Source organism: Streptomyces yokosukanensis (assembly GCF_001514035.1).
Classification (GTDB): domain Bacteria; phylum Actinomycetota; class Actinomycetes; order Streptomycetales; family Streptomycetaceae; genus Streptomyces; species Streptomyces yokosukanensis.
The window spans coordinates 77,186-90,844 of record NZ_KQ948224.1 but is presented as its reverse complement, the minus strand read 5'-3'; the positions used below and the strand labels follow the sequence as shown (position 1 = coordinate 90,844).

At 70.7% G+C, this 13,659-nt stretch carries 13 protein-coding genes and 1 pseudogene; 7 read left to right on the top strand and 7 right to left on the bottom strand.

Annotated elements, in window-relative coordinates; translation table 11 throughout:
• Positions 1-43 precede the first annotated feature (43 nt).
• Complete coding sequence (locus tag AQI95_RS35500; RefSeq protein ID WP_425264944.1) at positions 44-673, bottom strand: esterase/lipase family protein; 630 nt, start codon at positions 671-673, stop codon at positions 44-46.
• A 277-nt stretch (positions 674-950) separates the two neighbouring features.
• Between AQI95_RS35500 and AQI95_RS35495 the strand changes: the two genes are divergently transcribed.
• Both AQI95_RS35495 and AQI95_RS50430 read left to right on the top strand, forming a co-directional pair.
• On the top strand, positions 951-1,658 hold the full coding sequence (locus AQI95_RS35495; RefSeq protein ID WP_067133854.1) for an AAA family ATPase: 708 nt from the start codon (positions 951-953) through the stop codon (positions 1,656-1,658).
• Positions 1,659-1,664: 6 nt separating this feature from the next.
• Positions 1,665-1,799, top strand: a pseudogene (locus AQI95_RS50430) (VOC family protein); the annotation flags it as partial.
• 40 nt (positions 1,800-1,839) lie between these two features.
• On the opposite strand, the gene AQI95_RS35490 reads toward AQI95_RS50430, so the two are convergent.
• Together AQI95_RS35490 and AQI95_RS35485 are read right to left on the bottom strand one after the other, a co-directional pair.
• Complete coding sequence (locus AQI95_RS35490) at positions 1,840-2,529, bottom strand: SDR family oxidoreductase (RefSeq protein WP_067133851.1); 690 nt, start codon at positions 2,527-2,529, stop codon at positions 1,840-1,842.
• Positions 2,526-3,425 carry an NAD(P)H-binding protein gene (locus AQI95_RS35485; RefSeq protein ID WP_067133848.1) on the bottom strand — a complete coding sequence of 300 codons (900 nt, stop codon included), beginning with the start codon at positions 3,423-3,425 and terminating at the stop codon, positions 2,526-2,528. The genes AQI95_RS35490 and AQI95_RS35485 overlap by 4 nt, the downstream gene beginning before the upstream one ends.
• Before the next feature lie 68 nt (positions 3,426-3,493).
• On the opposite strand from AQI95_RS35485, the gene AQI95_RS35480 reads away from it, so the two are divergent.
• Together AQI95_RS35480 and AQI95_RS35475 are read left to right on the top strand one after the other, a co-directional pair.
• On the top strand, positions 3,494-4,303 hold the full coding sequence (locus AQI95_RS35480; protein ID WP_067133845.1) for a LysR family transcriptional regulator: 810 nt from the start codon (positions 3,494-3,496) through the stop codon (positions 4,301-4,303).
• A gap of 145 nt (positions 4,304-4,448) precedes the next feature.
• Positions 4,449-4,982 (top strand): GNAT family N-acetyltransferase, encoded by a 534-nt coding sequence (locus AQI95_RS35475; RefSeq protein ID WP_067133842.1) that lies wholly within the window; start codon positions 4,449-4,451, stop codon positions 4,980-4,982.
• Positions 4,983-5,125: 143 nt separating this feature from the next.
• On the opposite strand, the gene AQI95_RS35470 is transcribed toward AQI95_RS35475, so the two are convergent.
• A complete protein-coding gene (locus tag AQI95_RS35470) occupies positions 5,126-5,392 on the bottom strand; it encodes a hypothetical protein (RefSeq protein WP_159056637.1) in 267 nt (88 codons plus the stop codon).
• Between the two features lie 463 nt (positions 5,393-5,855).
• Between AQI95_RS35470 and AQI95_RS35465 the strand changes: the two genes are divergently transcribed.
• The 3 genes from AQI95_RS35465 (at position 5,856) to AQI95_RS35455 (ending at position 11,296) form a co-directional block, all read left to right on the top strand.
• Complete coding sequence (locus AQI95_RS35465) at positions 5,856-9,011, top strand: alpha-L-rhamnosidase (protein WP_067133836.1); 3,156 nt, start codon at positions 5,856-5,858, stop codon at positions 9,009-9,011.
• Positions 9,012-9,071: 60 nt separating this feature from the next.
• A complete protein-coding gene (locus tag AQI95_RS35460) occupies positions 9,072-10,640 on the top strand; it encodes a purple acid phosphatase family protein (protein WP_067134086.1) in 1,569 nt (522 codons plus the stop codon).
• Between the two features lie 194 nt (positions 10,641-10,834).
• The gene (locus AQI95_RS35455; protein ID WP_067133833.1) at positions 10,835-11,296 is read left to right on the top strand and encodes a pyridoxamine 5'-phosphate oxidase family protein; all 462 of its coding nucleotides are present in this window, start codon (positions 10,835-10,837) and stop codon (positions 11,294-11,296) included.
• Between the two features lie 64 nt (positions 11,297-11,360).
• Here AQI95_RS35455 and AQI95_RS35450 read toward each other — a convergent pair whose 3' ends face one another.
• The 3 genes from AQI95_RS35450 to AQI95_RS35440 form a co-directional block, all read right to left on the bottom strand.
• A complete protein-coding gene (locus tag AQI95_RS35450; RefSeq protein ID WP_159056636.1) occupies positions 11,361-12,278 on the bottom strand; it encodes a hypothetical protein in 918 nt (305 codons plus the stop codon).
• Positions 12,268-12,750 carry a DUF6114 domain-containing protein gene (locus AQI95_RS35445; RefSeq protein ID WP_067133827.1) on the bottom strand — a complete coding sequence of 161 codons (483 nt, stop codon included), beginning with the start codon at positions 12,748-12,750 and terminating at the stop codon, positions 12,268-12,270. Before AQI95_RS35445 ends, AQI95_RS35450 begins: the two co-directional genes overlap by 11 nt.
• Before the next feature lie 85 nt (positions 12,751-12,835).
• Entirely contained in the window at positions 12,836-13,459 is a 624-nt protein-coding gene (locus AQI95_RS35440; RefSeq protein ID WP_067133824.1) for a DUF6230 family protein, read from the bottom strand.
• Positions 13,460-13,659 lie beyond the last annotated feature (200 nt).

Here is a 13,659-nt window from a genome sequence, read left to right as displayed (position 1 = left end):
GGCGGGACCGGCACGCGGGTACTCCTGGGCACGAGGGCGCCCATCAGCCGTGCAGGAACGTCCGGACCTGCTGCGAGACGGTGTGATCGGTGAGCAGGTCGTTGTGGGCCAGGCAGCCCGCCGCGTGATTGTCGGCCCCGTTCAGGAGCACGCTGCTGTCCGGGTTGACGACCTCGTCGCAGTTCGACCACCAGGTGCCGTAGCGGACCTCGCCGGGCGTCTCGTCGCCCTGGGCCAGCTGGGTCTGCACGTACGACCCGGGCGTCATGTCCCTGCACGCCTGGGACCACAGTGCGCAGGCCCAGGCGGTGCTGGTCCCGTGGTTGGGGCCGCCCAGCGAGACCCAGTGGTCCACGGTCGCGGTGCCGCCGCCGTACTTGACGTACCAACGGGTGACGAGACTGCCGAAGGAGTGGGCCACGATGTCGACCTTCTGGGCACCGGTCTGCGCCCGGACCTGATCGACGTACGCGCCGAAGCGGCCGGAGAGGGTCTCGTTCACGGACTGGCTGGTGTCGTAGCCCCAGGCGAACACGTCCTTCTCGCTGTACCCGGACGCGAGCAGGTCGGCTCGGAACGAACCCCACACTCCGGGGTCCGCGTTGTAACCGTGAACGAGGATGACCGGTGTGACCTCGGGGTCCGTGTCCTTGTCCTGCACGGCCGCTGACACGGGTGCCGCCGAGCAGAGCAGTACGGCGACGGCACAGAAGAGAACTCGCGCACGGGCGAACGGGCGTAGCACAGGGCCTCCTGGCGTCTCGTCAGCTGGAGCGATGCAGCGTGGCCACACGATGAGGGTCGACGGCGAAAAGTACACCAATTCCAAGTGACTTGACACTCCGTCAGACAGCCCGCCTTTCCTCGTCGCAGCCGTCGGCGCGGCGCCGGGCCGGCGCGGCTCGCGCCGCCCCGGCCACCTTTGACGCACTTTGTGCGACACTCGACACGTGATCATCGAACATGCGTACGCACACGTGGCCTCGTACGAACAGGACGAGTGGCCGTGGTCCGTACCTTGTGTACGCGGGTTGCTGGAGGACGGGCTGCGGTTCACAGCGCCGGTGACCTTTCTCGTCGGTGAGAACGGCTCGGGCAAGTCCACTCTGGTCGAGGCCCTCGCCGAGGGCTTCGGCCTGGACTCCTGGGGCGGCTCCCACGACTGGCGCTACGCCAGCCACCGGCCCAAATCGGTGCTGGGTGAGCACATCCGCTTCGACGCGGCGCCACGCGGCCGGCGCATGCTGGGCAGCTGGTCCGCCCGCAAGGGCTTCTTCCTGCGCGCCGAGACGGCGCTGGGCGCCCTGGACCGGGAAGGGTTCGCACCGGATTCGGTCAGTCACGGGGAAGGCTTTCTCGCCGCGTTCCGGGGCAAGTTCCTCCAGCCGGGGCTGTACGTGATGGACGAGCCCGAAGCCGCTCTGTCCTTCTCCTCCTGCCTGGAGCTGCTCGGCCATGTCGACCAGCTGGTGAAGAACGGCGGGCAGGTCATCTGCGCCACCCACTCTCCCCTGCTGACCGCCCTGCCCGGTGCGGACATCATCGAGGTCGGCGCGCACGGCATGCGCCGGGTGGTCTGGCGCGAACTCGCCCTGGTCGACCATTGGCGCCGCTATCTCGCCGACCCGCAGTCCTATCTGCGACACGTCCTCGACTGAGCGTCCCTGCCCGTCGACCTCGGCAACGGCGTGACGCTCGACCGCTACGAGACGAGGGGCGAGCCGGTCGAGTCGTAGCGCTCCGCCTTTCTCGTGCCCGACGCGGAGTTCGACACCATGGCCGCCCGCCGGGAGGCGGTCGCGGCGCCTACTTCGACGCCCCGGACGGCACCGGCTGCTGTCACCACGGCACGGGACGGTCCTCGTAGTTGAGGAATTTCAGGCCCGGTTCGCCGCTGTGGCGGTCGATCGTGTCCCGCACGCCCGGGACGGATTGGTCCACGGTCCGCACGGCGCCCGGTCCGCCGAGTTCGGTGCGGACATGGCCGGGGCAGATGAGCAGCAGGGTGTGCGCGGCATCGGCGTACCGGGCGGCGTAGCTGCGCATCAGCTGGTTCAGCGCGGACTTGCTGGCCCGGTAGACGTCCTGGCCTCCCTCGGTGTTGAAGCCGACGCTCCCCTGGCGGGATGACATCACGCCGATGGTCCCGGTCGGCGCGACCAGCGAGCGGAACGATTCGACCACGCGCATCGGGCTGAGCGCGTTCGTGACCATGACCTCGACGAACATGTCCGTCGGGACGTCGCCGATCGGAATGTCCCCCCGCGTGATGGCGGCGTTGACGAAGAGCAGGTCCAGCGTGCGCTTCGCCAGGCGGTCGCGCAGTGCGGCGACCTGCTCCTGCTCCGTCATGTCCAGCGACTCGACCGTGACTCGGCCGCCGGACGTCTCGGCCAGGTCGTGGAGGCCGGTGCGTCGATCGCCCCGGACGGTGCCGATGACGTCCCAGCCGTGGTGCGCGTACTCGGTGGCGAGGCCGAGCCCGAGGCCGCGGGACGCCCCGACGACGAGTGCGGTCCTGGCGTTCATGCCTGCACCGCCGGCTTGAGGACTTCCTCGCACCATGTGCGGAAGGTCGTCGGGCTTGCGGCGTCCGGGGTGCGCCGCACACCGTCATCGAGGCCGTCTTCCTTGGAGCGCATCATGTCGATGTACCCGTCCACCAGCGCGTCCCCGAAGCCGCGTCCGGAGAGTGCGGCACGGAGGTCGTCGAGGGACTGGCGCTCGTAGCGGATCGGGCGGCCCAGCACGTCGGACATGATGCGGGCCATGTCGCCGACTGAAAGGTCCTCGGGGCCCAGCACGGCTACCTCGTCCGTCCCCGTCCACGAGCGGTCGAGCAGCAGGGCGGCGGCCGCCGCGGCGATGTCCCGGGTGGCGGCCAGGGGTGCTCTGCGGTCCGTCGCGAAGGTGTAGGTGAACATGCCGTCGTCGCGGATCGAAGCCACCTGCCGCAGCAGATTGTCCATGAAGGTGGGGTTCGCGAGAGCCCGGTAGGCCACACCCGTGCTCGCGATCAGGTCGTCCATGGCCAGCGACGCCGTGACCAGCCCGGCGCGGTCGGCGACGGGAGTACCACGGCCGAGCGCGGAGACGCCGACGACGTGTCCGACCCCATGGGTCGTGAGCGCCTTCGCGGCCGGCCGAGTGAACCCCGCGTAGGCGGCGTCCAGGCTCGGCGTCCGCGGGGGCGCCGGCGGGGCCAGCCAGAAGACGGCGTCCGCGTCGGCGAAGGCCCGGTCGACGGTCTCGACGTCGCCGTGCGAGCCGGTGACGACGTCGACGCGGGCGCGGGCGGCGTCGGGGAGCTTCTCCGGGTCGCGCACGATGACGCGCAGTTCCTCGCCGTGCGCGGGTGCCTCGTCGAGCAGGATGTCCAGGAGCCGGCCGCCGATCTGGCCGGTGGGAGCGGTGATGACGATCATGTTTCGAGTCTCGAGGCGGTCAGCTGCGGCGTCCAATACCCTTCCCGGCAGATAGATACCCTGTGGGCATGGATCTCGATCTCCGCAAGCTTCGCTACTTCGCCGCGGTGGCCGAGCACCGGCACTTCGGCCGAGCGGCGGAGCAGCTCTACATCGCCCAGCCCGTTCTCAGTCGCCAGATCAAGTCTTTCGAGCAGGAGTTGCAGTGCACTCTGCTCGTGCGGACCACCCGCAGCGTGGAGCTGACGGCCGCCGGGAAGCAGCTCTACGAGGAGGCGCAGGGGATCCTCGCGGCCGTCGCCGCGGCGGTGCGGCGCGTGCACGACGTGGACCGGCGCGTCCAACGGCTCGTCGTCGCCTTCTCCCCCGGCCTGCATGTCTCGGACGCGATCCGGGCGTTCACGTCGCGCCACCCCGATGTCGAGACAGACGTCGTCCCCGCGCGCTGGTGGGAGCAGGACGCACCGCTCCGCGACGGCCGGGCCCAGGTCGGGTACCTGCGGCGGCCGTTCGACGAAGCGGGGCTGCACATCATCCCCATCGGCCACGAGCCCAGGGTCGCCTGCATGCCCGCCGAGCACCCGCTGGCGTGCCGTGGGCAGCTCACCTCCGCCGACCTCGACGGCGAGCGGATGCTCGACGCACCGACCCGACGGACGTCCTCCCTCGAAGAGAAGTTTGAACTCATCGCCTCCGGTCACGGCATCGCGCTCGTCCCGCTGAGCGTCGCGCAGTCCTACGCCCGGCCCGACCTGGCCCGTCTCCCCGTCACGGACGCCCCCGGAATCGACACGTGCCTGGCCGTCCTCGCGGACCGACGCGAGAAGCTGCTGCGCGACTTCCTGGAGATCGCCACCGCGACGCTGCGGCCCGCGTGAAGGGGGCAGCGGGAGGGGCCACGGTCGACGCGGCCAGCCGGCCGAGCCGCCGACCGCCGACCGCCGACCGCCGGATGCCGACCGACCAGCCCTCAGGTCAGGGCCCGATTAACGATGAGACCCTCGCCTTCGGCAGGATGGGTGCATGACCGAGATCCGCACACCCCGCCTCCTCCTCCGTAGCTGGCACGACGACGACCTCCTGCCGATGGCGGAGATCAACGCGGACCCACGGGTCATGCACTGGATCGACGACGGCTCGGTGCGCGACCTGGACCACACGGCCGAGGACATCGAGCGGTGGGAGGAGGAGTGGGACGAGGAGGGCTTCGGACTCTTCGCCGTCGAGCTGCTGGCCTCGGGCGAGCTGATCGGCTTCACGGGACTGTCCGTGCCCGAGTTCCTGCCGGAGGTGATGCCCGCCGTGGCGATCAGCTGGCGGATCGGCTCACAGTTCTGGGGCCAGGGATACGCGTCCGAAGCCGCCCACGCCACACTGGAGTTCGGGCTCCAGGACCGCGGCCTGGACCGCGTCATCAGCATCAACCGGGTGGGGGACAACGCTTCCGAGAACGTCATCCGCAAGCTCGGCATGGTGCCCGAGCGGGACACGGCACACCCGGTGTACGGCTACCCGCTGCGCGTTCACGCCATCGATCTCACCGAGTTCCAGGCGTGAACCGGCCGGCCGTCGATCATCGCAGGACAGCCGGCCACGCCACGGCCCCTACGTCCCCGAGCACAGCGGCGTGCTGAGCCCCTCACCATTGACCGCCGGCTCGCACCGGCACCGCGAACGGTCGTCGTCGCGATCGCGTTGCGTCAGTGGCACGTCGGACGGCTCTTGGGGTGCTTCACCATCAGGTCCACGTGTTCCGTCGCGGTGGCGTGCGCGCGCATGACGGTCACCGTGACCCGTCCGCTGTTCATCTTGAAATCAGGAAGATTGCACATCACCGACAGGGCGGTCTCGCGGTCTGCGCCGATCACATGGTTCTCGCCGCCGATCGCCACGGTGGCGACGAGGGGAACGAGCCTGGGCCGGGCGGAGAAGGCCGTGTCGGCGGGGGACGCGGTGCAGACCGTCACGACGAACCGCCGCAGCAATCGCCTTGTCGTGGGCGGCTGTTGTGGCCTGCGGCGACGCTGTGCGGGTCGACGCGGACGGCGTGGGCGGCACGGGTGCCTTTGCACGGGGTGAGTGGCCACCACTGGTATACACGCCGCCGCCGAGAGAAGAACGGCGCCGGTCAGAGCGGACGCAAGAAGCCTGTTCATGATCCCCCGTTGCCCCGGACAACGCCCTCGGCGCATCGCTGCTCGGCCGGTCCTGGGCATGGCGAACAGGCGACGCGCATCCGCCGGGGCGCACACCCGGACTAGAACGTTCCGGTTTTGAACTGTTTCAATTCACCAGCGGCGATGGTCGCTTCTATCGGATTCTTTCGCATGTTCCCGCTGCCAACTCCATAGACAGCTGCCACATCCCCCACTAGCTTCATCGGCCGACCGAGCTGAATCGATACAAACCAAGCTGCCGAAGGGATACGGCATGAGCGACGGGGTCGACGGCACGACGGGCAAGGGCGTACGGCGCAGAACCGTTCTGGCCACCGCACTGGGTTCGGTGCCGGTGGTCGCGGCGGGAGGCGTCGGCGGGGCCGGTACGGCGCGGGCGGCCGTACCGACCGCCGGAGGCACGGGGGTGGAAGGGCTGACGGTCGAACACCGCACGAACCCGCTGGGCGTGGACGCCGACGCGCCACGCTTCGGCTGGCGCATGGTCTCCTCGGCCCGCGGCCGCCGGCAGAGCGCCTACCGACTGCTGGTGGCCACCACGGCCCAGCGACTGCACGACAGCCGGGCCGATGTGTGGGACAGCGGCCGCGTCGCCACCGCGGACTCGGTCGCCGTACGGTACGCGGGCCGCGCCCTGCGCCCCTCGACCCGGTACTTCTGGACGGTCCTGGTCTGGGACGAGGACGGCCGGGCCGTGTCCGACGCCCCCGTGGCCTTCTTCGAGACCGGTCTGCTCAGCAGGGACGGCGAGGACGGCTGGGACGGCGCCCGCTGGATCACCATGGCCGGAAAGAAGCCGAACTCCCCCGGCGCCCCGCTGCTGCGTCGCGAGACGGGGCTTCGGGGTCGGGTGCGCACGGCCCGGCTGTACGTCTCGGCGCTCGGCGTGTACGAGGCGTACGTCAACGGCCGTCGCGTCGCCGTACCGCACGACGGCTCCACCGGCGGTCTCACCGAGGAACTGCTCACCCCGGGGTGGACGAACTACGACACCACCGTCGGCTACTTCACCTACGACGTCACCGAACTGCTCGCCGGCGACACCGAGGTCACACTCGCCGCCGTACTCGGCAACGGCTGGTACAACGGCCGTGTCTCCGACGGCAGCGTCTACTACGCGCAGGACGGCAACCCGCTCGCCCTGAAGGCCAAGCTGTCGCTGCGCTACGCCGACGGCTCGTCGCAGAGCCTGGTCACCGCCACGGGCTCCGGATGGAAGGCCACGGACACCGGGCCCTACCGCGCCGACGACATCTACGACGGCCAGACCTACGACGCCCGCGAGGAGCTGCCCGGCTGGACGGCGAACGGCTACGACACCTCCGCCTGGGCGGAGGTCATCGAGCACCCCTACGCCGCCCGCTTCCCCGATGCCGAACTCGTCGCCCACCCCGGCGAGAGCGCCCGGCTGACGCCCGAGTGGGACCGCAGAGCGCGGTCCGTCACCGTCTGCACCGGTGTCGCGGGCCAGGACGGCAGCCCCAACGGCAAGGGTCATGTCGTCGTCGACACCTCGCGCACGGTCACCGATCCCGCGAAGGCCGCCACCGCGCACGTGACGCTCGCCGAGGGCGACACGGCGGTGTACGACCTGGGGCAGAACATGGTCGGCGTACCCCGCTACACCCTGCGCGGCCCCGCCGGCACCCAGGTCACCCTCCGCTTCGGCGAGATGCTCAACGACGCGAGCAACGGCGCCGACGGTCCCGAAGGCTCCGTCTACCGCGCCAACCTGCGCGGCGCACAGGCCACCAGCACCTACATCCTCAAGGGCGACCCGCGGGGCGAGACCCACCAGGACTCGTTCACCTTCTACGGCTTCCGGTACGCCTCCGTCACCGTGACCGGCGGCCCCGTCACCGTCACCGGCCTCACGGGCAAGGTCGCGACCTCGGCTCTCCGCCGAGTCGGGTCGATCACGACCGACGACGCCGCAGTCAACCAGCTGATCAGCAACGTCCATTGGGGCCAGCGCGGCAACTACCTGTGGATACCGACCGACTGCCCGCAGCGCGACGAACGCCTCGGCTGGACCGGCGACACCCAGCTGTTCTCCAACACCGGCCTGTACAACGTCGACGCCGTCGCCTTCCTGAGCCACTTCGAGGACATCCTCATCGACTCGCAGCGGACCTATGGCGCGGACCGCGCCCAGTTCACCCATGTCGCGCCGGGCAACCGGTACAACTCGCCTGTGCCCGCCAGCGGTTGGGCGGACTGCGGCGTCGTCGTCCCCTGGACGGTGTGGCAGATGTCCGGCGACACCACCGTCGTGGAGCGCAGTTGGGCGGCGATGACGACGTACATGGACTGGATCCACCGGCGCACCGGAGACAGCTGTGCCGGGCAGGGCGCGGTCTACGGCGACTGGCTCGCCTTCCAGCAGACCAGCGCCCAGCTCATGAGCGACGCCTACTACGGCTACAGCGCACGGCTCATGGCGGACATGGCCGCAGCCACCGGGCGCTCCGCCGAGGCCCGCGCCTACCAGGACCTCTTCTCGCGCATCAGGCGGGCCTTCATCACCAAGTACCTGAGCACAGAGGGCGGCCGGCTCACCGTGCGCTCCAGCCTCGGCGACGCCTCGTCCGTGGCACCGGGCGGTACCACCAAGACCGAGGACGACTCCCAGACCGCACTGCTGTGGGTGCTCAAGCTCGGCTTCTACGACACCGAGGCCCAGCGCCGCCAACTGGTCGCGCTGCTCAGCGACAACATCGGCAACGACGCCGCCTACAAGGCGGCCCATCCCGACAGCACACGCGTGCGGTACGCCGAGAACACCCTCGCCGTCGGCTTCCTGGGCGTCAACGTGCTCGCCCCCGTCCTCACCGACGAGGGCCGCGCCGACCTGGCCTACCGACTGCTCCACCAGAACGCCATGCCGTCCTGGCTGTACTCCGTCGACAACGGCGCCACCACGGTCTGGGAGCGCTGGAACTCCTACTCCCGGCAGGACGGCTTCGGCCCGGTCGAGATGAACTCCTTCAACCACTACTCCTACGGCGCGATCATGGAGTGGATGTACGAGAGCATGGCCGGGATCGCCAAGGACCCGGCCCATCCGGGTTTCCGCCACTTCTTCCTCCGGCCGCACCTCGACCCGACCGGGAGGATCAGCCATGTCTCCGGCTCACATCTGTCGCCCTACGGCCGGATCGTCAGCGAGTGGCGGGCCGAGGGCCGGGTCCTCACCTATCGGGCGACTGTCCCCGCGAACAGCACGGCGACCCTGTCCCTGCCCGCCTCCGCCCCCACCACCGTGCGCGAAGGCAGGACTCCCCTGTCCCGCGTCCCGGGCGTCCAGTACCTGGGCTTCGCCGACGGCACCGCCTCGTACCGACTGCCCTCAGGGCACTACGAGTTGACGGCGTCGCTCGTCCGACGCAGCCGCCGAGGGCGCGTTTGACGTTTCGTTCACCTGGATCTCACCGTGCCGTTCACCGGCGCCCGGCAAGAATCGGAGGCCATGAACACTCCTGACTCTGTTGTCCGTTCAGGTCCCAGCAGACGAGCGTTGCTGGCGGGTGCGTCGGGAGCCGGGCTGGCCGGTGCCGTGGGACTGGCGGGTGCGACGCCCGCCGCGGCGAGCCCGGTGTTGTGGCAGAAGCCGGGTGCGCTCGGGGCACCGCGGGTCGCGGGGCTGCATCTGCAGTTCGGCTCCGACGCCTCCCGCGAGGTCGTCATCTCCTGGCACTCCACCGCGTCCGTGTCCCGGCCCCGCGTCCTGCTCGGCACCCCGGCCGGCGGCCTCGGCCGTACCGTCGCCGCGCAGACCACGACGTACCGCGACGCCAAGTCGGGCACCGAGGTCCAGGTGCACCACGCCCGGGTTCGCGGTCTCAGGGCGGACACCGACTACGTCTACGCCGCCGTGCACGACGGCGCGCAGGCCGAGTTCGGCACCGTACGCACCGCCCCGCGCGGCCGGTCGCCGTTCACCTTCACGAGCTTCGGCGACCAGGGCACACCGACCCTCGGTCAGAAGAACGCCGCCGGCATCTACGTCAACGACAACCTCGGCTCCCCGGCCGCCGGCGACACCACCGCGGGCGTCGAACGGATCGCCCCGCTCTTCCACCTGGTCAACGGCGACCTCTGCTACGCCAACCTCGCCACGAACCGGGTGCGCACCTGGTCCGACTGGTTCGAGAACAACTCCCGTTCGGCCCGCCACCGCCCCTGGATGCCGGCCGCCGGAAACCACGAGAACGAACTCGGCAACGGCCCCATCGGCTACGGCGCCTACCAGACCTACTTCAGCCTGCCCGACGCCGGAGCGGACACCGAACTCCAGGGCCTGTGGTACGCGTTCACCGCGGGATCGGTACGCGTGATCAGTCTCAACAACGACGATGTGGCCCTCCAGGACGGCGGCAACAGCTATGTCCACGGCTACTCCGGCGGCGCCCAGAAGCGCTGGCTGGAAACCGAACTCGCCGCCGCCCGCGCGCACCCGGACATCGACTGGATCGTCGTGTGCATGCACCAGGTGGTGATCTCCACCGCCGACAAGTTCAACGGCGCCGATCTCGGCGTCCGCGAGGAGTGGGTGCCACTGTTCGACCGCTACGGCGTCGACCTGGTCGTCTGCGGCCACGAACACCACTACGAGCGCTCACATCCCGTCCGAGGCCAGCAGGCCAACGACACCCGCACCCCGGTCCCGGCCGCCACCGACACCCACACCGTCGACACCACGCAAGGCACCGTCCACATGGTCATCGGCGGAGGCGGCACCTCCGCCCCCTCCAACCAGCTCCTCTTCCCCACCCCGCAGTGCCGGGTCATCACCAAGGTCGGCCCCGCCGACCCCGCGACCGGCAAACGCCCGCCGGTCTACGTCATCGAGGACGCACCCTGGTCCGCGGTCCGTGACGCCGAACACCCCTACGGCTTCGCCGCCTTCGACGTCGACCCCGGCCGGCCCGGCGGCACCACCTCCATCCACGTCACCTACTACGCCGTCGACGGCCCCTACGGCGACCTCACCGCCATCGACCGCTTCACCCTCACCCGCCCCCGCGGTCACCGCTGAGGCCGGACCGCCCCGGCGCACAGCACGCGGCGCCGGGGCGGTGCCGGGCACCCGAGCGCCGGGCCGCTCGCCCGACGGCCATTCGGCGGACACCGCCGCCCGTCGCCCATGCGCACGGCGCAGGCACCCCGACACTGAGGGAGCGCCGAAGCCCGACGGCCGGCAGGTGCGGGCACCGCTACGCGAGGGGCACGATGGGAATCATCACGCAGGACATGCGCAGGATCGTCGACAGCGCGAAGCTCGCGTTCGTGGCGACGGTCTGCGAGGACGGCTCCCCGAACCTGTCCCCGAAGGGCTCGCTGCTCGTCTACGACGACGATCACCTCGTCTTCATGAACATGGCCTCCCCCACGACGGTGGCGAACCTCAGGCGGGATCCCCGTCTGGAGGTGAACGTGATCGACTTCCTCCTGCGGCGTGGCTTCCGGTTCAAGGGGACCGCCGAACTCCGTGGCGAGGGCGACCCCGTGTACGCCTGGGCCCGTCAGTGGGTGCTGGACACACACGGCTCCGCCTATCCGTGCCACGAAGCGGTACTGATCCGAGTGGAACGGGCACTGCCGGTGGATTCACCCGCCTACGCCTTCGGCCACTGGAACGAAGCCGACCTCAAGCACGCCTGGGCCGACATCTACGGCGTGACCCACGAGTGAGGACGCCGGGCGGCCCTGCCCCGGCGGTCACCGGGACGGCACACGGGGACCGGGTTCGCCTCGGTCACCCGGCCGCGGTGCGGAGCAGCAGGCCCCTGATCGACAGCGTGCCGCCGCACTGCGCGACCTGCGTAGCGGTCGCCGCGGCGAAGGTGATCGTGCGGGCAGGGGTGACCGGGTGCGCGAGCCAGTCGGGTACGGCGTCGGGGGTGAGGGTGACGGCGCGGTCGGGCGGGAGCGGGCCGCCGCCGAGGCCCACGACCGTCCCGGACAGCCGACGGACGTAGAGGGTCACCGTGCCTGCGGCGCCCCGGCCCTTGAGGGTGGCCGTCGTCGCGGGACCGGCCCGAAGGCGCATCGCGGCACGGCCGCGGCCCGCGGTGACGTCGAGGTCGACCGCGTTCAGTGATCGTACGGTGAACTTCAGTGCCCGCACCGTCCCGGCCGCGGTGCGCACCCTGACCACCCCGTCGAACCTGGCGCCGCGGAGGGCGAGTCGGTCGGCGCGCAGCACCCAGGGGGCGCCGGCGGGGCGGACCGGTGGTGCGTCCAGCGGTGCGTCGGAGGGCGCTGCGGAGGCGCTCGGGGTCGCTCGCGCGGTGCTCTCCGCCGGTTTCGGGACGTGCGTGGCCGTGGGCCCCGGGGCGGAGTGGGCCGGCGAAGGACTGGCCGGATCCGAGGCCGTGCTCGTGGGCGTCGGCATGCCGCTCGTCGGTGTCGGGGTGATGTCCTCGGGTGTCGGCGAGGCGTACGCCGTTGCCGTGGGGTCGGCCGCCGCACCGGAGCCGGTCGGCGTGCCGACTGCCCACGGTGCGGCGAGGTGCAGTGCCAGGGGCACACAGGCCACGGCCAGCGCGCAGGCAAGGGGCCGGGGCACACGGCCGAGCGCGGAACCGGGCGCTCTCGTACGGTCCGGGTGACGGCGCTCGGGCTCGTGCGCGCGGGAGTGCGCGGTCCGGCCGGAGCGGTTGTCAGGTGCCACCACCGCCCTCTCCCGCCGTAGCCGCCGTGGTCGTGCGGTCGTTCGCCGGCGTCGACGGCTCTTCGGCCGCGGGCGGCATCCAGGCGCAGGCCAGGGAGCCACCGAGCAGGCCGGACACGACACCGAGGAAGAGGCCGCCGAAGTTCGCGACGGGGAAGGAGATCAGGGAGAGCAGGAGGGTGGCGCACCCGGCGAACACACGGAAGTGGGGGCGGTACCAGAGGGTGGCGCCCAGAGCCAGGAGCAGAATTCCGATCGCCAGGGATCCGACGCCGGATGTGGTCGACAGGGCGAGCGGAACCCCGCCCAGGTCGATGTTCGCGTAGGGCCAGTAGAGGATGGGCAGACCGGCGGTGCACGTGAACAGCCCGGCCCAGAAGGGGCGTTCGCCACGCCAGGTTCGCAAGCCGCGCCGGAAGTCGAGCGCCATCGTGAGGAGTTCACGTCGTCTGCCGAAGGGGTTGGTGGTCACGCGTCCTGTCCTGATCAGTGATGCTGCGGTCCCGTGCGGAGGAGGCGAGCCCCGGGGCGTGCGGCCCCGTACCGGGCCACCCGGGTCAGAAGCATGCGTGGTTGCCCGGCTGGACCTGCTCGCGCAGGCCTGGAACGTTGAACGTGCCGGCGGAGATCGCCACCGCGGTCACCTTCACGTCGGTCAGGGTGGCCGACACCGCCTGCTGGCCGACGCCGTTCGGATCGAAGAACTTCGAGTCCCTGTCTCCGGGCCTGACCTTGCCCTTGGTGATGGCGCCCTGGGCGACACCGATGTCGAGGCCGGTGAAATCGACGTTTCCGGCGGTCTCGGTCGTCGTGTCGAAGAACATGTCCGTCGCCTCGGCCGGCCGCTTCTCGCCACCGGTGAGGCGCAGCGTCTGCGTGCCCAGGAAGGGGACGTCGACCTGCACCGACTGGCAGAACCCGCGGACCGAGGCGTGCCGGGCGCCGGTGACCAGGACGGGTACGAGTTGATGTCTCCTGGTCACGTCGACCATGCCGTAGACGCTGATGCCACGGGCGGTCAGCGAGTCGGCGCTGACCTGGAATCTCTGGCCCGAGATGAAGAACGAGGCGGCGAGCACTCCCTGCGCCATGGCGATACCGACCGCGGCACAGGCCGCGACGCTGGGCACCAGGACCAGCGCGAAACGCCTCCAGCGGGTTCTCCCGGCGCGGTGCGGCATCCCGTCTCCTTCGGTCGTGAGGTGCACCCGCCAGGGCCAGACAACGCGGAAGATGCCCTATTTGTCCGGTGCTGGATCCTAGGCTTCGGGGCGCGGCAACCGACCGCGCGCCAGGTCCGCCATTCGGGTGATGCAACGTGTGCTGGGCCCATCAGGTGACGGCACAACGGGGCCCGGTCGGCACGGCGGCGGCTGCCCGC

What these genes read in the sequence shown, in the direction of transcription:
- AQI95_RS35490 (WP_067133851.1), bottom strand. Translation starts at nt 2,529, where the DNA reads ATGAACGCCAGGACCGCACTCGTCGTCGGGGCGTCCCGCGGCCTCGGG.
- AQI95_RS35485 (WP_067133848.1), bottom strand. Translation starts at nt 3,425, where the DNA reads ATGATCGTCATCACCGCTCCCACCGGCCAGATCGGCGGCCGGCTCCTG.
- AQI95_RS35480 (WP_067133845.1), top strand. Translation starts at nt 3,494, where the DNA reads ATGGATCTCGATCTCCGCAAGCTTCGCTACTTCGCCGCGGTGGCCGAG.
- AQI95_RS35475 (WP_067133842.1), top strand. Translation starts at nt 4,449, where the DNA reads ATGACCGAGATCCGCACACCCCGCCTCCTCCTCCGTAGCTGGCACGAC.
- AQI95_RS35465 (WP_067133836.1), top strand. Translation starts at nt 5,856, where the DNA reads ATGAGCGACGGGGTCGACGGCACGACGGGCAAGGGCGTACGGCGCAGA.
- AQI95_RS35460 (WP_067134086.1), top strand. Translation starts at nt 9,072, where the DNA reads ATGAACACTCCTGACTCTGTTGTCCGTTCAGGTCCCAGCAGACGAGCG.
- AQI95_RS35455 (WP_067133833.1), top strand. Translation starts at nt 10,835, where the DNA reads ATGGGAATCATCACGCAGGACATGCGCAGGATCGTCGACAGCGCGAAG.
- AQI95_RS35440 (WP_067133824.1), bottom strand. Translation starts at nt 13,459, where the DNA reads ATGCCGCACCGCGCCGGGAGAACCCGCTGGAGGCGTTTCGCGCTGGTC.